At 66.6% G+C, this 21,652-nt stretch carries 23 protein-coding genes; 14 read left to right on the top strand and 9 right to left on the bottom strand.

Annotated elements, in window-relative coordinates; translation table 11 throughout:
* Window positions 1–115: 115 nt before the first annotated feature.
* A complete protein-coding gene (locus tag AC58D2_RS15035; RefSeq protein ID WP_497391743.1) occupies window positions 116–2,986 on the bottom strand; it encodes a M16 family metallopeptidase in 2,871 nt (956 codons plus the stop codon).
* 31 nt (window positions 2,987–3,017) lie between these two features.
* The gene (locus tag AC58D2_RS15030) at window positions 3,018–4,163 is read right to left on the bottom strand and encodes a diguanylate cyclase domain-containing protein (protein WP_497391741.1); all 1,146 of its coding nucleotides are present in this window, start codon (window positions 4,161–4,163) and stop codon (window positions 3,018–3,020) included.
* 154 nt (window positions 4,164–4,317) lie between these two features.
* Between AC58D2_RS15030 and AC58D2_RS15025 the strand changes: the two genes are divergently transcribed.
* Complete coding sequence (locus AC58D2_RS15025; protein WP_497391739.1) at window positions 4,318–6,312, top strand: lipoxygenase family protein; 1,995 nt, start codon at window positions 4,318–4,320, stop codon at window positions 6,310–6,312.
* 100 nt (window positions 6,313–6,412) lie between these two features.
* Here the strand turns inward: AC58D2_RS15025 and purC are convergent, their stop codons facing one another.
* A complete protein-coding gene (gene purC / locus AC58D2_RS15020) occupies window positions 6,413–7,192 on the bottom strand; it encodes a phosphoribosylaminoimidazolesuccinocarboxamide synthase (protein WP_497391737.1) in 780 nt (259 codons plus the stop codon).
* A 220-nt stretch (window positions 7,193–7,412) separates the two neighbouring features.
* On the opposite strand from purC, the gene AC58D2_RS15015 reads away from it, so the two are divergent.
* Complete coding sequence (locus AC58D2_RS15015) at window positions 7,413–8,336, top strand: crotonase/enoyl-CoA hydratase family protein (RefSeq protein ID WP_497391735.1); 924 nt, start codon at window positions 7,413–7,415, stop codon at window positions 8,334–8,336.
* Between the two features lie 280 nt (window positions 8,337–8,616).
* Here the strand turns inward: AC58D2_RS15015 and AC58D2_RS15010 are convergent, their stop codons facing one another.
* The 6 genes from AC58D2_RS15010 to AC58D2_RS14985 form a co-directional block, all read right to left on the bottom strand.
* Window positions 8,617–9,024: a DUF1801 domain-containing protein gene (locus AC58D2_RS15010; RefSeq protein ID WP_497391733.1), complete on the bottom strand. Its 408-nt coding sequence runs from the start codon at window positions 9,022–9,024 to the stop codon at window positions 8,617–8,619.
* A 10-nt stretch (window positions 9,025–9,034) separates the two neighbouring features.
* On the bottom strand, window positions 9,035–9,238 hold the full coding sequence (locus tag AC58D2_RS15005) for a hypothetical protein (protein WP_497391731.1): 204 nt from the start codon (window positions 9,236–9,238) through the stop codon (window positions 9,035–9,037).
* Window positions 9,239–9,252: 14 nt separating this feature from the next.
* On the bottom strand, window positions 9,253–9,663 hold the full coding sequence (locus tag AC58D2_RS15000) for an SRPBCC family protein (protein WP_497391729.1): 411 nt from the start codon (window positions 9,661–9,663) through the stop codon (window positions 9,253–9,255).
* The gene (locus tag AC58D2_RS14995) at window positions 9,660–9,983 is read right to left on the bottom strand and encodes an ArsR/SmtB family transcription factor (protein ID WP_497391727.1); all 324 of its coding nucleotides are present in this window, start codon (window positions 9,981–9,983) and stop codon (window positions 9,660–9,662) included. The genes AC58D2_RS15000 and AC58D2_RS14995 overlap by 4 nt, the downstream gene beginning before the upstream one ends.
* Before the next feature lie 81 nt (window positions 9,984–10,064).
* Entirely contained in the window at window positions 10,065–11,696 is a 1,632-nt protein-coding gene (locus tag AC58D2_RS14990; RefSeq protein WP_497391725.1) for an alkaline phosphatase D family protein, read from the bottom strand.
* A 65-nt stretch (window positions 11,697–11,761) separates the two neighbouring features.
* Window positions 11,762–12,898, bottom strand: coding sequence for a DUF3667 domain-containing protein (locus AC58D2_RS14985; protein WP_497391723.1), 1,137 nt, complete (start codon window positions 12,896–12,898; stop codon window positions 11,762–11,764).
* 77 nt (window positions 12,899–12,975) lie between these two features.
* Here AC58D2_RS14985 and AC58D2_RS14980 point away from each other — a divergent pair, with 77 nt between their 5' ends.
* The 12 genes from AC58D2_RS14980 (at window position 12,976) to AC58D2_RS14925 (ending at window position 21,613) form a co-directional block, all read left to right on the top strand.
* Complete coding sequence (locus tag AC58D2_RS14980; protein WP_497391721.1) at window positions 12,976–14,259, top strand: glutamate-5-semialdehyde dehydrogenase; 1,284 nt, start codon at window positions 12,976–12,978, stop codon at window positions 14,257–14,259.
* Between the two features lie 31 nt (window positions 14,260–14,290).
* The gene (locus AC58D2_RS14975) at window positions 14,291–14,545 is read left to right on the top strand and encodes a CopG family ribbon-helix-helix protein (RefSeq protein ID WP_497391719.1); all 255 of its coding nucleotides are present in this window, start codon (window positions 14,291–14,293) and stop codon (window positions 14,543–14,545) included.
* The gene (locus AC58D2_RS14970) at window positions 14,545–14,823 is read left to right on the top strand and encodes a type II toxin-antitoxin system RelE/ParE family toxin (RefSeq protein ID WP_497391717.1); all 279 of its coding nucleotides are present in this window, start codon (window positions 14,545–14,547) and stop codon (window positions 14,821–14,823) included. The genes AC58D2_RS14975 and AC58D2_RS14970 overlap by 1 nt, the downstream gene beginning before the upstream one ends.
* Entirely contained in the window at window positions 14,820–15,473 is a 654-nt protein-coding gene (locus AC58D2_RS14965) for a nicotinate-nucleotide adenylyltransferase (RefSeq protein WP_497391715.1), read from the top strand. Before AC58D2_RS14970 ends, AC58D2_RS14965 begins: the two co-directional genes overlap by 4 nt.
* Complete coding sequence (rsfS, locus tag AC58D2_RS14960; protein ID WP_497391713.1) at window positions 15,470–15,868, top strand: ribosome silencing factor; 399 nt, start codon at window positions 15,470–15,472, stop codon at window positions 15,866–15,868. Before AC58D2_RS14965 ends, rsfS begins: the two co-directional genes overlap by 4 nt.
* Before the next feature lie 145 nt (window positions 15,869–16,013).
* Complete coding sequence (locus tag AC58D2_RS14955) at window positions 16,014–16,442, top strand: 23S rRNA (pseudouridine(1915)-N(3))-methyltransferase RlmH (RefSeq protein ID WP_497391788.1); 429 nt, start codon at window positions 16,014–16,016, stop codon at window positions 16,440–16,442.
* Window positions 16,439–17,653, top strand: coding sequence for a murein hydrolase activator EnvC family protein (locus AC58D2_RS14950; RefSeq protein WP_497391711.1), 1,215 nt, complete (start codon window positions 16,439–16,441; stop codon window positions 17,651–17,653). Before AC58D2_RS14955 ends, AC58D2_RS14950 begins: the two co-directional genes overlap by 4 nt.
* Window positions 17,654–17,782: 129 nt before the next feature.
* Entirely contained in the window at window positions 17,783–19,174 is a 1,392-nt protein-coding gene (locus tag AC58D2_RS14945) for a S41 family peptidase (protein ID WP_497391709.1), read from the top strand.
* 128 nt (window positions 19,175–19,302) lie between these two features.
* Entirely contained in the window at window positions 19,303–19,785 is a 483-nt protein-coding gene (locus tag AC58D2_RS14940; protein WP_497391707.1) for a disulfide bond formation protein B, read from the top strand.
* Window positions 19,782–20,315, top strand: a complete 534-nt coding sequence (locus tag AC58D2_RS14935) for a demethoxyubiquinone hydroxylase family protein (protein WP_497391705.1) — start codon at window positions 19,782–19,784, stop codon at window positions 20,313–20,315. The genes AC58D2_RS14940 and AC58D2_RS14935 overlap by 4 nt, the downstream gene beginning before the upstream one ends.
* 85 nt (window positions 20,316–20,400) lie before the next feature.
* Window positions 20,401–21,042 (top strand): hypothetical protein, encoded by a 642-nt coding sequence (locus AC58D2_RS14930; RefSeq protein WP_497391703.1) that lies wholly within the window; start codon window positions 20,401–20,403, stop codon window positions 21,040–21,042.
* A gap of 172 nt (window positions 21,043–21,214) precedes the next feature.
* Window positions 21,215–21,613, top strand: coding sequence for a hypothetical protein (locus tag AC58D2_RS14925; RefSeq protein ID WP_497391701.1), 399 nt, complete (start codon window positions 21,215–21,217; stop codon window positions 21,611–21,613).
* Window positions 21,614–21,652 lie beyond the last annotated feature (39 nt).

Raw genomic sequence — 21,652 nt, 5'->3', positions numbered from 1 at the left:
CACCTCGTTATGTTCGATTCGAGGGCCAGACTCTTACGCGGGCACCCGGGTCTTGAAGCAAGCCCCGGGCGCCCCATATATCTATAGTGGAAGGGACGGCAGTTCGTCTCCGACGCTATTTCCCCGCTTTATCGCTCACCGCCTTGATCACCAGCGCCTTGTCATCGACGAGGTAGCGATCGGCGAGTTGCTGCAAGTCGGCCGGCGTCGCCGCCTCGACTTCGGCGATTGCGTGGCGGCTGCGATCGAGCCGTTCGGGATGCGACGATGCTTCGGCGACATAATTCATCCAATAGCTGTTCTCGCGCCGCGCCTTGGCAAGCGCCTCGACAAAAGGTCGCCGTGCGCGGTCGAGCAGGTCGGCGTCGACCGGCTGCTCGCGCAGATCCTTCGCGATCGCAAGGATCGCCGCGCGGGTCGTTGCGATATCCTTGTAATCGACGTTGGCCGCCGCGAAGATGTGACCGAACTTCGGGAAATCGTCCGACAGGCTTGCCGCCGCGCCGGGGCTGTATGTTTCCCCGAGCCGTTCGCGCAGTTCCTCGGTCAGCTTGAGCTGCATCACGCGGGCGAGCAGGGTCAGCCGCATCGATTCGGCAAGGTCGCTGTCGTCGCGCGCGGGCCAATAGACGCGCACCTCGGCCTGATCGGCCGGCCCCTTGTGAATCAGGGTACGCTCGCTCGTGTCGGCCTGAAACTGGCGAAGGCGCGACGCCGCACGCGGATCGAAGGCGGCGCGGCGTTCGGGCAGCGCGCCGAAGGTCGCGGCGATCGCGTCGATCGCGGCCTGTTCGTCGATATCGCCGACAACCCCGATTTCGATCGCGCCATGCTCCAGGCTGTCGGCGATGACCGGCTTGAGCTGGTCCCAGTCGCGGGTCATCAGTGTCGCGAGTGGCGGGGTCTGAGCGCGCGGATCGTCGTTGGCCAGGATGCCGCCGACATCGCGCCCGATCACCGCGGCCGGCGTCGCGTCGTTCGCGGCATAACGCTGTGGCAGCACCCGCCGGATCAGCGCGAGGCCGTCGGCACGATAGCCCGGATGGGTGACATAAGCGGCCATCAAATCCGCCTGGAGCCGGAAATCCTCGGGCGAGGTCACGGCCTTGCCGCCGAACGCATCTATATCGGCGCCGAAGCTGGGCGCGACGGTCTTGCCGGCGAAGATCGTGCGCAAATCGTCATAGCTGTGCGCCTCCAGGCCGCCAACGCTCAGCGAACCCGCGAGCGCAACCTTCGTCGGATCGTCGCGCGTCGCGAGCAGGGTTCCGCCGTCGACGCGCACCGACAACCAGACCTTGTCCTTCTGGAAATCGGTCCTTTTGATGTTCAGCATCACATTGTTGGCAAAGCGGATGCGGCGGATGCCCAGATCCTCGACACGTTCGTCGGAAACGACGCGCCCCGGCTTACCGAAATCGGTGTAGGCGAAGGCCGTGCTTTCGGCCGCGACCGGTGCGGTGACGGCGACCGCTTGCGACGCCTTGAACGCGGCAAGGATCGCGTCGGTCCCACCATCGATCGCGGTCTTGCTCGTCACACGCGCCAGCGGCGGGCTCATGCCCGACACGCGCTTGCGGAACGCCTCGGATACGCGCGCGGCGTCGAGCGACGGCTCGGTCGCCGTGAACAGCGCCTGCGTCGTTTCGGGGCGGACGAACACGAAATCGCCGTCGGCGGCATTGACGAGGACGTCGGCAAGCGCCTCGCTGCGCCGCGTGGTCACCCCGGCGACCGCGGTCTTGAGCGCGGTGCGCCGCGTCGCAAGCTGTTCGTCGACCTCGGCCTGGGTAAAGCCATGCTCGACGGCGCGGCGATACTCCTGTTCGACCATCGCGAGCGCGTCCTTCCAGGCGCCCTCTTTCGCCACCGCACCCGCCGTGACCATGTCGAAGGTCTTCCAGCCCTCCAGATCGTTCACATAGGCGGAGAGGATCGGCGAATCCTCTGCAAGCGCCAGCTTGGCGAGCCGGCGGTTGACGATCGCCTCGCCGACCTCCTCGGCCAGATGGCGCGCGCGCTTCGCCCTGGTGTCGGGTTCGTCGACCCACGGCTTGAAGCTGGCGATCGTGACCCCGTCGTTGATCGCGGGATCGACGAAATCGTCGGCGGCCGATGCCCGGGCATAGTCGATCGACCCCAGATCGGGTTCGGGGCCCGCCGGCCCGCGTCCCTGCCAGTCGGCAAAGCGCGCCCGTATCTTGGCCTCGACCGCAGCGGGATCGAAATCGCCGACCATCACCAGCGTCGCGCGCTCGGGACGATAATAATGATCGTAGAGATCGCGCAGGCGCGAGGCCGGCGCGGTGCGGATCACCTCTTCGGTTCCGATCGGCAGCCGCTTGTCGACGATCATGTCGGGCATCGCAAAGGCGAACTGGTCGACCAGGTTGCGCAGTTTATAGGTATCGCGCGCGCGGCGCTCGGACAGGATCACCCCGCGCTCGCGGTCGACCGCATCGGGGGCGATCGTCAATTCGCTCGCGGTCTCGCGCATCAACATTAGCCCGGTATCGATCAGGTCGTCCGATGCGTTGGGGAGATCGAGCTTGTACACCGTCTGGTCGAAGCCGGTCGAGGCGTTGGTGTCGGCCCCGAACGCCAGCCCCTTTCGCTCGAGCAGCTTGATCATCTCGCCCTCCGGCACGTGGGTCGATCCGTTGAACGCCATATGTTCGAGGAAATGGGCGAGGCCGCGCTGGTCGTCGGCCTCGTCGAAGCTGCCGACGTCGAACCGCATGCGGATAATCACGCTGTCCTTGGGCGTCTCATTATGCAGCAGGGCATATTTCATGCCGTTCGGGAGCACGCCGAAGACGACGTTCGGATCGACCGCCACATCGCTTGCCGCATAATTCCACGCCTTTGCCGCCGCAGTCTGCGGGTTGACCGGAACCGGCGGGGCGGATGGGCTCGCAGCAGCTGTGGCAAGGAGAGCGAACGGCGACAGCAGGATGGCGGTCAGCCGGAACGAAAAAATGGTCATGCCAAGGGTTTGGCCCCCCTGCCCGGCAGGGTCAAGCCACGCGGTCTATGCTTTCGACGGACGACATGTCGGGGCGATCGGCAGCCTTGGCGGCGTAGAGCGCGCGGTCGGCGACATCGAACAACGCTTTCGCGGTCGCCCCATGCCCGGGCCATTCGGCGATGCCGATGCTCGCGCCGACCTGGATCACATGGCCGTCCAGCCGATACGGCCGTGCCAGCGCTGCGAGGATATGGTCCGCAAAGGAGGAAGCGAGCAGCGGCGACCCGGCCCGCACGAGGATCGCGAATTCGTCGCCGCCCTGGCGCGCCACGAACGCGTCGTCGCCGCACGCGGCCAGCAACCGGTTGGCGATTTCGCAAAGCAGGAGGTCGCCGACCGCATGACCGTAGCGATCGTTGACCGGCTTGAAGCCGTCGAGGTCGAGCAACCCGATCGCAAACCGGCTCCCCGGTCCCGCGGCCGCGATTTCCTCGTCCAGCCGAACGTCGAAATCCCGACGATTGGCGAGGCCGGTCAGCGGATCGGTATGCGCAAGGTCGCGCATCTGGTGCTGGAGCTGGAGCAGGTTGATGAGCTGGCCGTGCTGTTGCAGGATCAGGCGAAGCAGAAACGCCGTCGCGACGACGAGGCTGGTCCCCGCCGCGATCTCTGGCGGATGTCCCGACGTCAGCATCAACAGCGCGATCGGGACGAGGCCGATACCCAGGTTGACGATCGTCGCGAAGCGGACCGACGACAGGCAATAAGCGGTGGCGAGCGAGCCCATCGCCATGATCATCGCATAATAGCTGTGGGCCTCGGGCGGCGCCGCGAGCCAATTGACCACAGTCCAGCTACTGCACATCGCTCCCATTGCGCCGGAGAGCAGGGTCGCCTCCTTGATCACGCGGCGCGCGCGGCGCGGGCTCATCCGGCGTCCGCGAAACTGCATCTGCACGGCAAAGCCGAAGAGGCAAACGACCGCAAGAATCACGGGGAAACCCACGCGAATCAGGGGATGCACGCTCGGAACGCCGCCATAGATTGCGGTCGGCGTCGTGGCCGCGAGGGTCAGAAACAACATCGGGGTCAGCGTTTCGATACGATTGGCGCGCAGAATCGCGACATCGTCCCGGATCGCCTCCGGAATCGGCGGAAAGAACCGCCGCCTCGCCCATGTGAAAACCCCCGACATGGACTTCGGATAACAAACACAAGTAAAACAGGCGTTAAGCAAAGGAACGCCGATTTTTCATCGGGGTAAACAGGTTTCCGCCAGAGTCGACTTGCCAAATATTAACCATGTTTTGCGATCTCCCGCCGCGATCAAGCCGCGCAGGAGCCTTGCCATGTCCGTCCCGTCACCCGCCTTTACGTCTCCCACGCCCGTCGAAGGCGCGATCCTTCCGCCCGCTACCCCGACCCTGCCTCAGCAGGACACGCCCGCCGGCCAGGCGGCGCGCGCCGCCCAGCTTGCGGCAACGCAAAAAGTCTATGTCTGGACGACCGACGTTCCGACGCTGCCCGGCGTCCCCCTCGCGACCGACGTGCCAAAGGCCGACGAGCCGACGATCGCGTGGTTCGCGATTCTGATCGGCGTGGGCCTCGCCATCGTGCGCAACGCGCTGGCGGTGAAGCTCGGCGGCGTCGACAAGGGCGAACTCGACGGACACCGCGCCGAATATGAGGCCGCGATCGCCGAATGCGATGCGATCGAGGCCTCGACCGCGCACGTCGCGACGGGCCACGGCACCGCCACCGGCCATGCCGTCCTGGGCGGGATCGTCGACGCGGTCGAGCACAGGGTGGCCGCCGCAGAGCATGACGCCGATATCGCGCGGCTTGAGGGTCATCGCCAACGGCTTGAAGAGCTGATGAAGGTCAGCGCGACCGAAGTCGCGGGGCTGGGCAGCGCCACGCCACGCAGCCTCGACGCCTATCGCGCGCTGTTCAAAACGCTGCCCGTTCCCGGGATCGCCTATGACTTTATCGACGACGCGACCTTTGCGCGGCTCCGCGTACAAGGTCCGAACAACATGCTCATTGCGGCGGTCGGCGACGAACTTCAGGCCAATTTCCCGTTCGATTCCGCGCGTTATGAAGCCGTGGTCGCAGGCGATACGCTGGCCGCGGCGCTCGCCGAAGGGCGGCTTTTCCTGCTCGACTACAGCGAGCTTTCGGTGCTGACGCCGGGCACGTATGGGACGCTTGCCAAATATGTCGCACGGCCGATCGCCCTGTTTGCGATACCGCCAGGCGGCGCGTCGCTGGTACCGGTTGCGATCCAGTGCGGGCAGGACCCCGCCGCCAATCCGATCTTCACCCCCTCGCCCGCCGCCGATGCCGGCTGGGGCTGGGAAATGGCGAAGCTGGTCGTGCAGGTCGCCGATGGCAACTATCACGAACTCTTCACCCATCTTGCGCGCACCCACCTCGTCATCGAGGCGTTCGCCGTCGCCACGCACCGCCACCTCGCCGCGACGCATCCGCTGTGGGCGCTGTTCGTTCCGCATTTCGAAGGTACATTGTTCATCAACGAACAGGCCGCGACGTCGCTCATCGCCGCCGACGGGCCGATCGATCATATCTTCGCCGGAACGATCGCGTCGAGCCAGAAGGCCGCGGCCGACGACCGCCTCGCCTTCGATTTCCGGGGCAAGATGCTGCCGGCCGACCTGGCCGCGCGAGGGGTCGGAGTGACGTCCGCGCTCACCGACTATCCCTACCGCGACGATGCGCTGCTCGTCTGGAATGCGATCCGCGAGTGGGCCAGCCAATATGTCGCGCTCTATTATGCCAGCGACACCGACGTCACCGACGACACCGAACTTGCCGCCTGGGCCGAAAGCCTTGCCGGCGAAGCGAAGATCAGGGGCTTTGGCCCCGTCGCGTCGCGTGCCGACCTTGTCGACGTCTGTACGATGCTGATGTTCACTGCGAGCGCGCAGCACGCGGCGGTCAATTTCCCGCAAAAGGACATCATGGCCTTTGCCCCGGCCGTCACGGGCGCCGCATGGCAGTCGACGCCGGCACGTCAGGGCGGACAGGACAAGCCCGGCTGGCTGGCGATGATGCCCCCGGTGGCGCTCGCGCTCGAACAGTTGAACGTGCTCGAGCTGCTCGGATCGGTGCATTACCGGCCGCTCGGCGACTATCGCAGCAACAGCTTCCCCTATCCGGCGTGGTTCCAGGACCCGCGCGTCACCGGCCCGGAAGGCCCGCTTGCATGGTTCAAGGGTGCGCTTGCCAATGTCGAGGCGACGATCGTCGCGCGCAACGCCCGGCGGCGTCAGCCCTATCCCTATCTGCAGCCCAGCCTGATCCCGACGAGCATCAATATTTGAGAAGGATCGCCGCCCTCGCGAAGGCGGGGGCCGCAATCGGCATGGCGCAACATCTCCAGCGGCCCCCGCCTTCGCGGGGGCGCCGTCTTTTTCTCGGGCCTCAGCTGCCCTTTTTCTTCCGGTGCGTCTCGAGGTCGAGCACCGCATTGTCGCCGCCTTCGGGCATCAGGCCCAGCCGCCGCGCGACTTCCTGATAGGCTTCGACCTCGCCGCCCAGGTCGCGGCGGAAGCGATCCTTGTCGAGCTTTTCGTTCGTGGCCATGTCCCACAGGCGACAGCCGTCGGGGCTGATCTCGTCGGCAAGGATGATGCGGCTGTAGTCGCCCTCGTACAGGCGTCCGAACTCGAGCTTGAAATCGACCAGCCGGATACCGACCGCCGCAAACAACCCGCACATGAAATCGTTGATGCGGATCGCCATGTCCTGAATGTCGTGAAGCTCGTCCTGGCTGCACCAGTTGAAGCAGGCGATATGCTCCTCTGCGATCAGCGGATCGCCGAGCGCATCGTCCTTGTAGCAATATTCGATCAGCGTACGGGGCAGCTGCGTCCCTTCCTCGATCCCGAGCCGTTTCGATAGCGAGCCCGCGGCGACGTTGCGCACGACGACCTCGATCGGCACGATTTCGACCTGGCGGATCAGCTGTTCGCGCATGTTCAGCCGGCGAACGAAATGGTGCGGCACGCCGATCTGGCCCAGCAGGGTAAAGACATGCTCCGAAATGCGGTTGTTGAGCACGCCCTTGCCGTTGATCGTTCCGCGCTTCTGCGCGTTGAACGCCGTCGCATCGTCCTTGAAATACTGGATCAGCGTCCCCGGTTCGGGACCTTCGTACAGGATCTTGGCTTTGCCTTCGTAAATCTGGCGGCGACGGGCCATGGCGTTAGACTTTCTGCCGGAACCAAAAGAATGACCCCGGCGGCAGGCGACTCAGGAAGAGGCCGGCGCCGGGGGCGATGGCGGCGCTATAGCGGCAAAGTGCGGCCGCGTCATCATCGACCTCATCGCCCGGTTTACGCTTACGTCCACGTCAACTTATGCTTGCGCTGATGCCCGCCGCTTGCAACGGTAGCGCCGACCCAGAAAGGGAGAGAGACCTATGAGCTTCGACCAGATTCGCCTCGACCGGCACGAAGGTATCGCGCTGCTGACGCTGCACCGCCCCGACCGCATGAATGCCTTCACCACCGAAATGATGCTCGAGATCGTCGCCGCGCTCGACGAATGCGACGCCGACGACAGCGTGCGCGCGGTGATCTTTACCGGGGCCGGAGACCGCGCCTATTGCGCCGGCGCCGACCTGGGCCAGGGTGCCTCGACCTTCGATTACGACAAGCGGACCGACAAGGCGGCGACGCTGCCCGACGGCATCGCGGCGAGCCCGGTCGCCGAGGACGGCACGATCGACTGGTCGCACCCGCTGATCCGCGATTCGGGCGGGCGCGTCTCGATGCGCATTTTCGACAGCAAGAAGCCGGTGCTCGGCGCGATCAACGGCGCGGCGGTCGGCATCGGCGCCACGATGACACTGTCGATGGATGCGCGTCTTGCCAGCGAGACCGCGCGCTATGGCTTCGTTTTCGCCCGCCGCGGCATCGTCCCCGAAGCAGCGTCGAGCTGGTTCCTGCCCCGACTCGTCGGCATCGCCGCGGCGACCGACTGGTGCTTTTCGGGTCGCCTGATCGATGCGCAGGAAGCGCATGAAAAGGGGCTCGTGCAGTCGGTCCACAAGCCCGGCGAGCTGGTCGACGCGGCGATCGCCAAAGCGCGCGAACTGACCGAAAACAGCGCGCCGGTCTCGGTCGCGCTTACTCGCCATATGCTGTGGCGGATGCTCGGCGCGCCGCACCCGATGAGCGCGCACCGCTGGGACAGCCGCGCCATCTTCGCACGCGGACGCAGCTCCGACGCCGCCGAAGGGGTGACAAGCTTCCTCGAAAAGCGCGCGCCCGACTTCACCGCGAGCGTCGCGGACGACTATCCGTGGTTCGCGGAGTTCGAGGATGCGCCGCCCTATTCGTGAACGGCGGATCGGGGGTAGGAGCGGACTATCCCCTACCCGTCATCCCGGCGCAGGCCGGGATCTCACCCCAANGTCGCGGACGACTATCCGTGGTTCGCGGAGTTCGAGGATGCGCCGCCCTATTCGTGAACGGCGGATCGGGGGTAGGAGCGGACTATCCCCTACCCGTCATCCCGGCGCAGGCCGGGATCTCACCCCAACGGTTTTACGCACCGGCGAGATCCCGGCCTGCGCCGGGATGACGTTGGGGTAAGGGACCACAAGGTGCGGAGCAGCCGCCCTACGTCCGCGGCGCCTTCGCCGCATTCGCCGCGACCGCCGCGCGCACCAGCGCCTTGAAGGCCTCCGCGTCGATGTCGTCGCCCTCGAACAGGTCGATCGCGCGGCGGGTATTGCCGTCGAGGCTCGAGTTGAACAGCCCCGCCGGATCGTCCAGCGCCGCGCCGCGCGCGAAGGTCAGCTTGACCTTGTCCTTATAGGTTTCACCCGTGCACAAGATGCCGCCCCGCTCCCACACCGGGACGCCGAGCGGGTTCGAGGGCTTGCGCCATTTTACCGTCTCGACGACTTCGGGCTCGGCGGCGTGGATCAGCGCGCGCATCTTCGCGAGCGTCTCGCCCCGCCAGTCGCCGAGCTTCGCGATCTTCGCGTCGATCGCGTCGGACGCGCTCCGGTCTTCGTCGGCCATCCTGCCGCTCCTACGCGCGCCGCGCCCGATAGGGCAGAAAGAACATCCACAGTCCACTCAGCGTCATCAGCGCCAGCGGGCCGAGCGGCAGGTAATAGACCCATTGCACCGGCTCGCGGCCGAGCGCGAGGGTCAGGAAGATCGCCCCGACCACCAGCGTAAAGAGGATCGAGAGCCAGCGGTGTAGCTGACGGATTGCGCCATTCCAGTTCATATCGTCTCCCTTCGTCAGTCGACCCGCGCGAGCAGGTCATCGAGCGCGCTCAGGAAGCGGGGCCAGCCGGCCTTCGCTCCGTGATAGGCCAGCTTGTTGTCGGGCGCGAAGCCGGTCTGTTCCATGCGCAGCAGGGTTCCCGTCGCGGTCGGCGTCAGCGTCCAGGTCACGACGCTTTCGAGCCCCTTGCCGTCCCAGCTATAGGCCAGCCTGCGTTCGGGCTCGACCTCGACCACCTCGCAATCGACATGGCCCCAGTCGGCGCCGAAAGCGAAACGATGGCCGGGCGTCGGCGCGACGTCGCCCGCCATCAGCCATTCGGCGACAAGGTGCGGCTGGGTCAGCGCGCGCCAGACCTTTCCGGGCGGGTGGGCGAATTCGCGCTCGACGATCACGGAGCGCGTTGCGGCGGCGGCGTCGGTCATTGATCCATCCTTTTCAGCACATCGTTGAGATCGTCGAAGCGCGCTTCCCAGAAGCGCGTCATCCGCCCGGTCCAGTCGACCAGCGGCGCGAGCGCCGCGGGCTGCGCGCGATAATAGGACTGGCGCCCTTCGTGCCGCCCCGCGATCAGCCCTGCCTGTCGCAGCACCGCGAGATGCTTCGACACCGCGGGCTGCGAAATGCCCGACGGCACGGTGAGCGCGCCGACGCTCTGCTCGCCGCCCTCGCACAAGCGCTCGAACAGCGCGCGGCGGGTCGGGTCGGCGAGCGCCCGGAAGAGAAGGTCGCGAGTCTCGATCATGTCAATTCATAACCCTTTGGCTATGGTTTATCCATAACCATCGGGATATGAATTGGTCAAGCCCCCTCGGCGCAGGCCGCGTCAGCTTTCGTCATAGACATTGCGTCCGGGCCGCACCGTCATGCTGTGCGTGCCCGCAAGCGTGCGCGAGGACTGCGCGACGGTATCGAGGAGATGCCAGTTCGCCGTCATCCGCTCGGGCGTCAGCGCGACGGTCGCATAACCGCGCCGTTCGGTGTTCGCCCACCGCAGCTGCGGCGACGAGCGGCGGAGCGCCGCGACCCGGTCGGCATCGCTCGCCCCCTTCGCCGCCGACTCGATCCCCGGCGAGCTGACGCTGTGCCCCGCGACCTCGACCCCGGCCGGGCGACCGTCGTGCGGCAGGTCGAACGCCCAGCCATTGTGGCTGTCGCCCGCGAGCGAGACGAAGTTGGCACCCGCCGCCTGCGCCGCGCCGAGCAGCCGGTCGCGCGCCGCGGGATAGCCGTCCCAGGCATCGAAGCTGTAGGGCAGCCCCGCGTCGGCGACCATCTTCGCGGTCCTTACCCGGTCCATCACATAGTCGGGTGCATCGGGGCCGAACCACCCCGCCGATTCGGGCGGGCTATAGGTCGTTCCCATGATTACCTGCTGCGCGCAGACCTGCCAGCGCTTGCCCGCCTTCACCGACGCGCGGATCGCGTCGGTGAGCCAGCGTTCCTGGTCTTTACCAAGCATCTGGCGCGCGGGGTCGATATAGTCGGTCTCGCGAAAGCGCCTGAGCGCCGCGGCGGGATCGCTTGCCCCCTCGACGATCGCGCCGACGGAAAACTGCTTGTCGCGTCCGGTGAGCCGCGTTTCGGGAAGGAAGATCGTCGCGAGGTCGCCAATCTCGTAATGGCGCCAACGAGTGTCGGCGACGGGCATCCATTCGCGATAGGCGCGCTCCGCTGCCGCCGACCGTACGCTCCATTCGCCCTCGTCCGGCTGGTGGTTCTGCGCCCCGCCCTTCCACGCGTCGTTCGCGAGTTCGTGATCGTCCCACTGCGCGATCATCGGGAACAGCGTGTGCAACCGCTGGAGATCGGGATCGCTGCGATAGGCGGCGTAGCGCAGCCGATAGTCGGCGAGCGCGATACACTCATTGTCGGGCTGGATCGTCCGCCCGGCCACCATTTCCTTCAATGTCGGATATTGGCCGACCTTATATTCATAGAAATAGTCGCCGACATGGACCAGCAGGTCGACATCCTGCCGCGCGGCGGCATGGCCATAGGCATTGAACCAGCCGAACGGCATGTTGGAACAGGAAAAGAGCGCGAGCATGAAGGCGGCTGTGGACCCGACGGGCAGCGTACGGGTGCGGCCGACGGGCGACATGCTGCCATCGGGCGCGACGAAGCGATAATAATACCAGCGGCCGGGATGCAGCCCGTCGACGACGATCTTCGCGGTATGATCGCGCTCGCCCGCGGCCGTCACCGTGCCGCCACCGACGACGCGCACGAAATCGACGCTTTCGGACAGTTCGGCGGTCAGCGTCGTATTCGACGCCGCCGCATAGCGCGTCCACAGCAGCACCGAATTGGCTCCCGGTTCACCGCTCGCGACGCCGTGCGTGAAGCCCTGCGCCATTGCCGCCGCCGCCGCGCCGGGAATCGACAGCGCGGCGAGCCCGCCGCCGCCCAGCGCGATCAACTGCCGCCGGTCCAGTTCCGCCCATGACCTGTGCATTGCGCTCCTCCTTCATACTCTTCCGGTGTGACCCGGCATTGTTACGATTTGGCGCGCGGCGGTCGTCAGCCCATCGCCCCCAGCGCGAGCAGCAGCAGCAGAAAGGCGATCATCGCGAAGAGACTGAAAAACAACAGCAGACTCATCCGCACCATCGCGCCCGGACGCGACGAGCGATAGGCGCCGCGAAGCTGCCGGTACATGTGGAACGGCATATAGAGCATCGCGAAAAAGGTCGCGAGTTCGCCAAAGATGGTCAGATTCAACAACCGCACGACCACGAACAAGAGCAGCACGAAGCTGATCGAATAGGTGACGAAAACGAAATGGTCATAGGTGTGAAAGCGCCGGCTGAACGGATAGAGCAGCCACATGAAAGGCAGCGACAGCGGGATCAGTGCCCACGCAAACTTGTACGCATTCGCCTGTAATTTATACAGAATCAGCCCGGGATTGGCGAGCGCCTTCTTGATCCCGTGATCGATGAAGGGCACCCCCGTATCGACCTTGTTGACCGCAACGAACCGGGTGCTCGTCGTCACCTGTTCGACCGGGTCGTCGAGCACCGGCGGCCCCTTTGCCCGCTCGGCCTCGCGTTCCGCCTTGCTGCGACTACGCGCTACGCCCAGGTAATCGGCGCTCTTCTGCAACGTCTCGCGCTCGTCGAGCAGCGTTCGGCGATCTTCGGCGGACAGGCCCTTGCCCGCGAGCCGCGTATCGATGCGATCGACCTCGTCCTGCAGGCTCGACTTGACCGCATTGGTCCGCGTCTGTTCGGCCGCCACCCTGTTCAATTCTTCGCTAAAGCCGCCCCCGGCGCCGACCGCCGTCAGCACCGCATAGGTCAGGAAGACCGCAAAGAGGAACAGCGCAAGCGGCGAGATGAACCGCGCGCGCTCCCCGTGGATGTAGCGCCGCGTCAGGTCGCCCGGCCGCCAGGCGAGCAGCGGCAACGTGTTCCACAGCTTGCCTTCGAAATGGAAAATCGCGTGGACAAGGTCATGCCCGATCGCGCCGAAGCTGCGATGCACATCGGCACGCTGACCGCAATGATGGCAATGCGAACCCGCGAGCACGGTCCCGCAATTGAGGCAGCGTGTGCCGGCATAGCCCGGACCGCCCTCGCCATGCCGCGATTCGATCGCGCGCGCCGCCAGTCCCGCGGTGACCGCCGCACCGATGCCCTCGATATCCCCGCTCATGCCGCCCTGCCTAGAGCGCCGCGCGCCGCCGCGCAACGGGGCTTCGTCGCCGCCGCAAAGCGTGATAGGGCGCGCCCATGACCATCGACACCCTTTCGCCGCCGCCCCTTCTCGACGCCGACGCGCTGATCGCCCACATGGGCGCGCGTGCACGCGCGGCCGCAAAGCGGATGGCAACGGCCCCGACGGCGAAAAAGGCCTCGGCGCTGAAGGCTGCGGCGCAGCAGCTTCGCGTGCAGGCTGCGGAGATTCTTGCGGCGAATGCAAAGGACATGGCGGCAGGCGAAGCAGGCGGGCTCACCTCGGCGATGCTCGACCGGCTGCGGCTCGACGAAGACCGGCTAAGCTCGATCGCCGGAGCCGTCGATGCGGTCGCCGCACTCCCCGATCCGGTCGGCGCCGAGATCGACCGGGTCGAACGCCCCAACGGGCTGCTGCTCAGCCGCGTCCGCGTGCCGCTCGGCGTGATCGGCATCATCTATGAAAGCCGCCCCAACGTCACCGCCGACGCCGCGGCGCTCGGGCTGATGTCGGGCAATGCGGTGATCCTGCGCGGCGGCAGCGAAGCGGTGCATTCGAACCGCGCGATCCACGCCGCGCTGGCGGCAGGCCTTTCCGAGGCGGGGCTTCCCGCCGACGCGGTGCAGCTCGTCCCGACACAGGACCGCGCCGCAGTCGGCGCGCTGCTCCGCGCTCAGGGCCTGGTCGACATCATCGTTCCGCGCGGCGGCAAGGGGCTCGTCGCGCGCGTGCAGGACGAAGCGCGCGTCCCCGTGCTCGCGCATCTCGACGGCATCTGCCACACCTATATCGACGGCGCCGCCGATCCCGAAACCGCCGTGACGCTTGCCGTCAACGCCAAGATGCGCCGTACCGGCATCTGCGGCGCGACCGAGACGATCCTGATCGACCGCGCCTATCCGGATCCCGCCGCGATCGTCGACGCGCTGACCGCCGCCGGCTGCGAAGTGCGCGGCGACCGCGACATTGCTGCGCTCGCCGCACACGTCACCCCCGCCGACGCGAGCGACTGGGACAGCGAATATCTCGACGCGATCGTGTCGATCGCGATGGTCGACGGCCTCGATGGCGCCCTCGCGCATATCGACGCGCATTCGAGCCGCCACACCGACGCGATCGTCACCGAGGATACCGCCTCCGCCGACCGTTTCCTGACCGAAGTCGACAGCGCGATCGTCATGCACAATGCCTCGACCCAGTTCGCCGACGGCGGCGAATTCGGGCTCGGCGCCGAAATCGGCATCGCCACCGGCCGCCTGCACGCCCGCGGCCCGGTCGCGCTCGAGGGGCTGACGACCTATAAATGGCAGGTCCGGGGCACAGGACAGGCGCGGCCTTGAATCATTTGTATACAAATGATACAGTGCCCTTATGAGCAAGCAGACCGTCATTTCCGCTCGCGTCGAAAATGCGATGCTCGACGAACTCGACCGGATCGCCGCCTTTCACGAGCGCAGTCGTGCGTGGGTGATCGCGCGTCTGTTGCAACAGGCGACCGCCCGCGAACTCGAATATATCGAGTTGGTCGAACCGGCGCTCGAAGATGTCGCGGCGGGACGCCTGATTCCGCACGAAGAGGTAATGGCCCAGATCGAGGCCCGGCTGGCGGCACGTAGAGCGGCCTGATGCGCCTTCACTGGACGCCGCACGCTCGCGACGACGTCTTCCGTTCGGCCGATATTGCGATCGATCCCGACGTCGAAACCGCACTGCTACGCGGGATTGCAGTCGCGACCGGCCAATTGGAAGCCCATCCGCGGATCGGCCCGGCCATCGACGGCACGCGTATCCGCAAATGGCCGATCGCCGGGACCGCTTTCCTGTTCCTTTATATGGTCCACGACGACGCGATCATACTGCTCCGCCTCGTCCACAACCGCAGCGACTGGCAAACCCTGCTGTGATTACCACCGGCCTCCTCGGCGGCAGCTTCAATCCCGCGCATGGCGGGCACCGGGCGATCAGCCTGAATGCGGTCGACGCGCTGGGTCTCGACGAATTATGGTGGCTCGTCTCGCCGGGGAACCCGCTGAAGCCGCAGGCGGGCATGGCGCCGCTTGCCGCGCGTCTCGCCTCGGCGCAGCGCATGGCGCGGCGCTCGCCGATCCGTGCGACCGCGATCGAGGCCGAACTCGGCACGCGTTACACGGTCGACACGCTGAAGAAGCTGATCCGCCGCTACCCGAATCGGCGCTTCATCTGGATCATGGGCGCCGACAATCTGGTCCAGCTGCCCCGCTGGCGCGACTGGCGGGAAATCGCGCGATTGATGCCGATTGCGGTTATCGCGCGTCCGGGCTATAATGGCCGCACCCACGCCGCACAGGCGATGGGCTGGCTGCGGCGCTTCGTCCGGCCCGCGGACCAGAAAGCTCATTGGACGGACTGGAGACCGCCTGCCCTCGTGTTCCTGCGTTTTTCGCCCGACGTGCGATCCGCAACCGCTATACGGCAGGCCAATCCCCGCTGGTACGAACGCTATGCTGGCCGCGCCCTGCGCGACCCGTTGACGCATTCGCCTATCGGCGACGGCGAAAGGAAAGGACCCGCTTGATAGCCGCCAACAAGGATGCCGCGCCCAGCGCCGCACCCGCCAACGACAGCGTGGATTCGCTCCACGCACTGATCCTCGATCAACTCGACGAGGACCAGGCCCAGGAAGTCATTTCCATCCCGCTTGCCGGCAAGAGCAGCATCGCCGATCATATGGTGATCGCGAGCGGCCGGTCGACGCGCCATGTCTCGGCGATCGCCGACAAGCTGGCGCAGCGGATCAAGCAGGAGGCGGGCCGCAGCGTCCGCGTCGAAGGGCTGCCCAACGCCGATTGGGTGCTGATCGACGCCGGCGACGTGATCGTCCACCTGTTCCGGCCCGAGGTGCGCAGCTTCTACAACCTCGAGCGCATGTGGTCGTTCGGCGACGCACCGCCGGTCGCGGCGGCAAATTGACGTTTTTGGTCTGTTCGGTCTAGAGCCCGAACAGAAGCGGCACCAGCCCGCTCCCCCTCCCGGCCTCCCATAGGCTACTATCGTGAGGAAGGCCGGGAGGGGGAGCGGGCTGGTGCCGCTTTCACCGAAGGTGAACGAAGACGTCATGTTGCTGCACATCATCGCGCGGGGGCGCATCGGGCGCTCGCCCGAGGCCGATCTGGTTGCGCGCTACATGAAGCGCGTCAACTGGGCGCAAAAGATTTCGGAACTCCCAGACACCGGCGGGCGCGTGCCCGCCGCGCAGGACAATAGCCGTACCATCCTTCTCGACGAAGGCGGCGAGCAGATGTCGTCGCTCGAATTTGCCAAATTGCTCGAAAGCTGGCGCGACGCCGGAGTGCGCGAGGCGCGCTTCTGCCTCGGCGCCGCCGACGGCTTTACCCCCGACGAGCGAGAGGGCGCCGACAAGGTGATCGCCTTTGGCCGAGCGACTTGGCCGCACCTGATGGCGCGGGCGATGCTCGCCGAACAATTGTGGCGCGCCACGAGCATCATCGCCGGCCACCCCTATCATCGCGAGGGACGCCAATGAGGCGTGCGATCACAGGGCTGGCGCTTGCCGCCTCGATGATGGGCGGGGCGCTGGCGCTGGCACCGAACGACGTGTTCGATCCCGAAGCGATCGCGGCGCGCGAACGCCAACAGCTCGTCACGGCCAAAAAGCAATCGGCCGACGCGATGGCGCGAAGCGCGACCTTGGAAATCCAGGCGCAAAAGGCGACGAACGCGGCCGATCGATTGAAAAAGCGCAGCGCGGCGCTCGCCGCTCGCATCCAGTCGGCCGAAGCCGACATCGACGCGGGCGAGGCGCGCGTCGCGCTGGTTGGGCGCCGCCTCGCAGCCCAGCAGGCGCGGCTCGCCGAACAGCAACAGCCCTTGCTCGAACTGGCCGCATCGCTCCAGCAATTGTCGCGCCAACCGCCCGTAACGGTGCTCGCGCAGCCCGGTTCGCTGCGCGACATGGTCCATGCACGGGCAGTGCTCGACGCCGTGATGCCGGTGATCGAACGCCGCACCGCCGGGGTTCGGGCCGAACTGTCCGACCTTCGCCGAACCCGGCGGCAACAGACGGTTGCGCTGCAGGCGCTGGCGTCGAGCCAGGCCGACTTGTCGAGCCGCCGCGACGAGCTGACCCGGCTCGAGAACGAGGGGCGCATCCATGCGCGCGAACTGATGAGCAGCGCCCGGCTGGAGGCGGACCGCGCGCTCGGGCTGGGGGAAAAGGCACGCGACATCGTCGACCTGATGGACGCGCTCGAAACCGACGCCGCGGTTCGCGCCGACCTTGCGGCGCTGGCCGGGCCGCTGCCCCGCCCGCGCGACCCCGAAACGAGTCACGCCCTTGTCGCCGCACCCGTCGCGCAACCCGTCGAGCTGGCACGCGGCGCCTATCGCCTGCCGGTCGTCGGTCGCATCGTCGAAGGGCTGGGCGAGGTCAACGACAGCGGGGTGCGCTCGCGCGGGATCACCGTCGCCGCCCGCCCCGGCGGGCAGGTGGTCGCCCCGGCGCCGGGGCGCGTCAGCTTCGCCGGCGACTACAAGGGCTATGGCAAGATCGTGATCGTCGATCATGGCGGCGGCTGGACGTCGCTGCTCACCGGCATGATCGCGCTGTCGGTCGATGTCGGCGACACGCTCGATGCCGGCACTCCGGTCGGGCGCGCGGGGTCGGACGACAGTCGCATCACGATCGAGCTGCGCCGCGCCGGGCGACCGGTCGACGTCGCAGCGATGCTGGGATGACGGCCCGTTAACCCGGCGTTCGACCGACAGCCGCTATCGGGACACTCCGCTTGACGCCGTCCGAAAGCCGTTGGAGGATGGCGCGGCGGGGCGTATACGCCGATAAACCGTTCGACCTGAAAGACACGCATGACCGACTCGACCAAAGCCGCCACCTCTCCCAAGCGTCGCTTCGCCTTGTGGCAGGGGGCCGCCGCGCTCAGCACGCTGGCGCTCGTTCCGCTCGCGACGGGCGCGATGGCGACCGTCGACGCATCGACCACCGACGAGATTTCACGCTTCATGGACGTGCTGCTCGAGGTTAAGGCCAATTATGTCGAACCGGTGAGCGATCAGAAGCTGATCGACGGCGCGATCAACGGCATGCTCGCCAGCCTCGACCCGCATTCGGGCTATCTCAATGCCAGCGACTTTGCGAACCTGCGCACCCAGACCGACGGGGAATATGGCGGGCTCGGGCTGTCGGTGACGATGGAAGACGGCGTCGTAAAGGTGATCGCCCCGACCGCAGACACCCCCGCCGACCGGGCCGGGATCAAGGCGGGCGACTATATCACCCACATCAACGGCGAACTCATCTTCGGCCTCACCCTCGACGAGGCGGTCGAACAGATGCGCGGCAAGCCGGGCACAAAGATCGACATCACCGTGGTGCGCGAGGGTCAGGACAAGCCGCTGGAGATGAATCTCACGCGCGAGATCATCGACCTCAAGCCCGTCAAGTGGGAGGTCAAGGACGATGTCGGCGTCCTGACCATCAGCAGCTTCTCGGCCGATGCGAGCACCGATCTGAAGGCCGCGATGGTTTCGGTCGAAAAATCGCTCGGCCACACGCCGCGCGGCTGGATTATCGACCTGCGCTCGAACCCGGGCGGCCTGCTCGACGAAGCGGTGGGGGTCAGCGACATCTTCCTCGACCGCGGCGAGATCGTTTCGCAGCGCGGGCGCCGCACGGGCGATATCGAACGTTATTTCGCCGAAAAGGGCGACATGGCGCATGGCGAACCCGTCATCGTGCTGATCGACCAGGGATCGGCGTCGGCCTCTGAAATCGTGGCCGGTGCCCTGCAGGATCAGCATCGCGCGCTGGTCATGGGCGAGCGCAGCTTTGGCAAGGGATCGGTGCAGACGGTGCTGCCGTTGTCCGATACCACCGCCCTGCGCCTGACCACCGCGCGCTATTACACCCCGTCGGGTCGCAGCGTGCAGGAGGGCGGGATCGATCCGGACATCCGCGTGCCGCAGCTTTCCGATCCCGATTACAAGGATCGCCCCAGCTTCCGCGAAAGCGATCTGCGCCGCCATTTGATCAACGAGAAAAAGGTCGACAACAGTCTGCTCGAAAAGGACGACAAGCCCGATCCGCGCTTCACCGCGACCGCCGAGGAACTGAAGGCAAAGGGGATCGAGGACTTCCAGCTCCACTACGCGCTCGAAACGATCGGCCGCATCGGGCCGAATGCCGCGCGCATGGCACAGGGCGGCAAGGCGCCCGCGGCCAAGCCGACGCGCCGCAACTAGCCGCGCTTGCGATTGCAGACGACATCGTCATCGCGGGCGCAGCAAAGCCATCTCCAGCCCCCGTTCTTGCGGGACGATAGCGGGAGATCGCGTCTTCTCGCCCGTCCCGCCATCCCCAGGATCCGCCCATGCTGAATTCGCGCCTCGCCGCTCCCCTCGCCGCGCTGCTCGTTCCGCTCGCCCTTTATGGCGGCGCGCTCGTGTCGCAATTCGGCTTCGGCCTCTATCCGTGCGAGATGTGCTATTGGCAGCGCTGGCCGCACCAGGCGGCGATCGTGCTCGCCCTGCTCGCGCTTCTTCTGCGGGCGAACGATCGCGCGATGCGCGCCCTCACGCTCCTCGCGGCGGTGGCGATCGCGATCAGCGGGTTGATCGGCATATTCCACGCCGGGGTCGAATATGGCTTTTGGGAAGGGTTGACGACGTGCAGCACGACCCAGAGCGGACCGGTCACGCTCGATAGCATCATGGCCGCGCCGATCATTCGCTGCGACGTGCCGCAATGGACGGTCTTCGGCGTATCGCTTGCCGGGTTCAACGCGATCTTTTCGCTCGCCGGCGCGGCGCTCGTCTTGACCTTGCTCCGCCGCCGGCCCACATCGTCGGCATGAGCGACCTGCCGCCCCGCCCCGACCGCCGCACCGCATCGATGATCCGTGTCGACCAGGCCGGCGAATATGGGGCGACGCGAATTTATGCCGGGCAACTCGCGGTGATGGGCGACCGGCACCCGATGGCGCGCGAAATCGCGCACATGGCCGAGCAGGAAGAGCGGCACCGGACATTTTTCGACAACATGGTCGCGCGGCGTGGGGTACGCCCGACCGCGCTGCAGCCGGTGTGGGACGTCGCGGGCTTCGCGCTCGGCGCCGTGACGGCGGCGATGGGGCCGCGCGCCGCAATGGCTTGCACCGCTGCGGTAGAGACCGAGATCGACAGGCACTATCGCGATCAGCTCGCCGAATTGGGCGACAGCGACCCCGAACTTTCCGACGCGGTCGCCGATTTTCGCGCCGAAGAACTGGAGCATAAGGAGGCGGCGCTCGCCGCGGGCGCCGAAAGCGCGCCCGGCTATCCGCTGCTCAGCCTCGCGATCCGCGCGGGTTGCCGCGCAGCCATCGCTCTTTCCAAGCGTATCTGATACGTCCGCCGAAAGCCCGTGGCGTTCACTGCGCGTGCAGGCTATCGATGCCAAGGCTCGCTGCGAACCACCGAAGGAACGATCGATGACCCGCCTGCCCCTCCTCGCCATCACCCTTGCCGCCGGTGCCATTGCCGTGCCGCTCCACGCGCAGGACGCCCCCGCCGGGGCGACGAACGACAAGGTCAATCAGGTCATCGTCTATGGCGACGACAAATGCGAACAGAGCAGCCCCGACGAAATCGTCGTCTGCAACCGGCTTCCCGAATCCGACCGTTATCGCGTGCCGCAGATATTCCGTGGCGGCGATCCGCTCGACCCGCGCAATCAGGCGTGGCTCAACCGTGTCGTCGCGATGGAACGCGTCGGCCGTTTCGGCACCGACAGCTGCTCGCCGGTCGGGCTCGGCGGCTTCACCGGATGCACGCAGCAATTGCTCGAAGGCGCGCGCGCCGAACGGCAGGCGAAGGACAAGACCGACTGGCAGACGATGATCGCCGACGAGCGCGCCAAGCGCATGGCCGGGATCGACGAAGCCGCGGCCGAAGTGCAGGCAGCGGTCGACGCCGAGCAAAAGGCCCTCGAGGAACGCCAGCGGGCCGCCGAGGAACTCCAGCGACAGGCGAATGGCGAAGCGCCGGCACCGCCATCGGCGAATTCGGCCGCGGCGCCCGACTCGCAGCCCTTGCCGATGCCGCCGGGCGCGACGCCCGATCCGCAATCCTGAGCGCGGAATCGCGACTTCGGGCCCGTTTCGGGCTCGACCGGTTCTTTTTCCCGCATTTTGCGATGAACCGACTCATAAAATTAACGAATCGGTGCCACCGTCCCTTGACACGGGGATTTACGGCTGAAAGCCTGGAGTTCTTCTGGGAATCGCCAGCCGGGGAGGCTGAAACATGGCATCGACATTCGGATCGCGTCCGATCGGGCGCACGACGCACAGCGTGCCCGCCGCACGAAGTCTGGGTCGCCGCATGACCGTTCACGCCGCCGCCGCCTTGCTTGCTTTCGCGGGCCTCCAGGTTTGGCTCGTGTCGAGCGCGATTGCCGCAGGCGCGCCCTCGGCCCTGACGATCGTCGGCCTGATCCTGCTTCTGGCGCTTGCCGTTCCGACCGCGCGCGTCCTGGAACGCCACTGGTATCATCTCAGCCGTCAATCGCTTGCAAGCTGGGGGCTTCACGCACGCTTCCGGCGCGATGTCCGCCGCCTGTGGCTCGCGGCGCTCGCCCTGCCCTTCCTGTGGGTCAGCGGCGCGATGGCTGCCACCGACGCGATCGCCGCGATCACCGGCTGACCGACAGCAATAGATTTTGACGCCCCCGCCCGCGCGGTC

Source organism: Sphingopyxis sp. CR5, from assembly GCF_059693785.1.
Note: the sequence above shows the minus strand (reverse complement) of the source record. Positions and strands in the feature narration are given on the sequence as shown.

Excerpts from the sequence above, each read along its gene's own strand:
- AC58D2_RS15000 (WP_497391729.1), bottom strand. The coding sequence starts at position 9,663 with ATGACCGACGCCGCCGCCGCAACGCGCTCCGTGATCGTCGAGCGCGAA.
- AC58D2_RS14975 (WP_497391719.1), top strand. The coding sequence starts at position 14,291 with ATGAGCAAGCAGACCGTCATTTCCGCTCGCGTCGAAAATGCGATGCTC.
- AC58D2_RS15035 (WP_497391743.1), bottom strand. The coding sequence starts at position 2,986 with ATGACCATTTTTTCGTTCCGGCTGACCGCCATCCTGCTGTCGCCGTTC.
- AC58D2_RS14930 (WP_497391703.1), top strand. The coding sequence starts at position 20,401 with ATGACCCGCCTGCCCCTCCTCGCCATCACCCTTGCCGCCGGTGCCATT.
- AC58D2_RS14940 (WP_497391707.1), top strand. The coding sequence starts at position 19,303 with ATGCTGAATTCGCGCCTCGCCGCTCCCCTCGCCGCGCTGCTCGTTCCG.
- AC58D2_RS14970 (WP_497391717.1), top strand. The coding sequence starts at position 14,545 with ATGCGCCTTCACTGGACGCCGCACGCTCGCGACGACGTCTTCCGTTCG.
- AC58D2_RS15015 (WP_497391735.1), top strand. The coding sequence starts at position 7,413 with ATGAGCTTCGACCAGATTCGCCTCGACCGGCACGAAGGTATCGCGCTG.
- AC58D2_RS15030 (WP_497391741.1), bottom strand. The coding sequence starts at position 4,163 with ATGTCGGGGGTTTTCACATGGGCGAGGCGGCGGTTCTTTCCGCCGATT.
- AC58D2_RS15025 (WP_497391739.1), top strand. The coding sequence starts at position 4,318 with ATGTCCGTCCCGTCACCCGCCTTTACGTCTCCCACGCCCGTCGAAGGC.
- AC58D2_RS14990 (WP_497391725.1), bottom strand. The coding sequence starts at position 11,696 with ATGCACAGGTCATGGGCGGAACTGGACCGGCGGCAGTTGATCGCGCTG.
- AC58D2_RS14955 (WP_497391788.1), top strand. The coding sequence starts at position 16,014 with ATGTTGCTGCACATCATCGCGCGGGGGCGCATCGGGCGCTCGCCCGAG.
- AC58D2_RS14925 (WP_497391701.1), top strand. The coding sequence starts at position 21,215 with ATGGCATCGACATTCGGATCGCGTCCGATCGGGCGCACGACGCACAGC.
- AC58D2_RS14985 (WP_497391723.1), bottom strand. The coding sequence starts at position 12,898 with ATGAGCGGGGATATCGAGGGCATCGGTGCGGCGGTCACCGCGGGACTG.
- AC58D2_RS15005 (WP_497391731.1), bottom strand. The coding sequence starts at position 9,238 with ATGAACTGGAATGGCGCAATCCGTCAGCTACACCGCTGGCTCTCGATC.
- AC58D2_RS15010 (WP_497391733.1), bottom strand. The coding sequence starts at position 9,024 with ATGGCCGACGAAGACCGGAGCGCGTCCGACGCGATCGACGCGAAGATC.
- AC58D2_RS14935 (WP_497391705.1), top strand. The coding sequence starts at position 19,782 with ATGAGCGACCTGCCGCCCCGCCCCGACCGCCGCACCGCATCGATGATC.
- AC58D2_RS14950 (WP_497391711.1), top strand. The coding sequence starts at position 16,439 with ATGAGGCGTGCGATCACAGGGCTGGCGCTTGCCGCCTCGATGATGGGC.
- AC58D2_RS14995 (WP_497391727.1), bottom strand. The coding sequence starts at position 9,983 with ATGATCGAGACTCGCGACCTTCTCTTCCGGGCGCTCGCCGACCCGACC.
- AC58D2_RS14945 (WP_497391709.1), top strand. The coding sequence starts at position 17,783 with ATGACCGACTCGACCAAAGCCGCCACCTCTCCCAAGCGTCGCTTCGCC.
- purC (WP_497391737.1), bottom strand. The coding sequence starts at position 7,192 with ATGGCCCGTCGCCGCCAGATTTACGAAGGCAAAGCCAAGATCCTGTAC.
- AC58D2_RS14980 (WP_497391721.1), top strand. The coding sequence starts at position 12,976 with ATGACCATCGACACCCTTTCGCCGCCGCCCCTTCTCGACGCCGACGCG.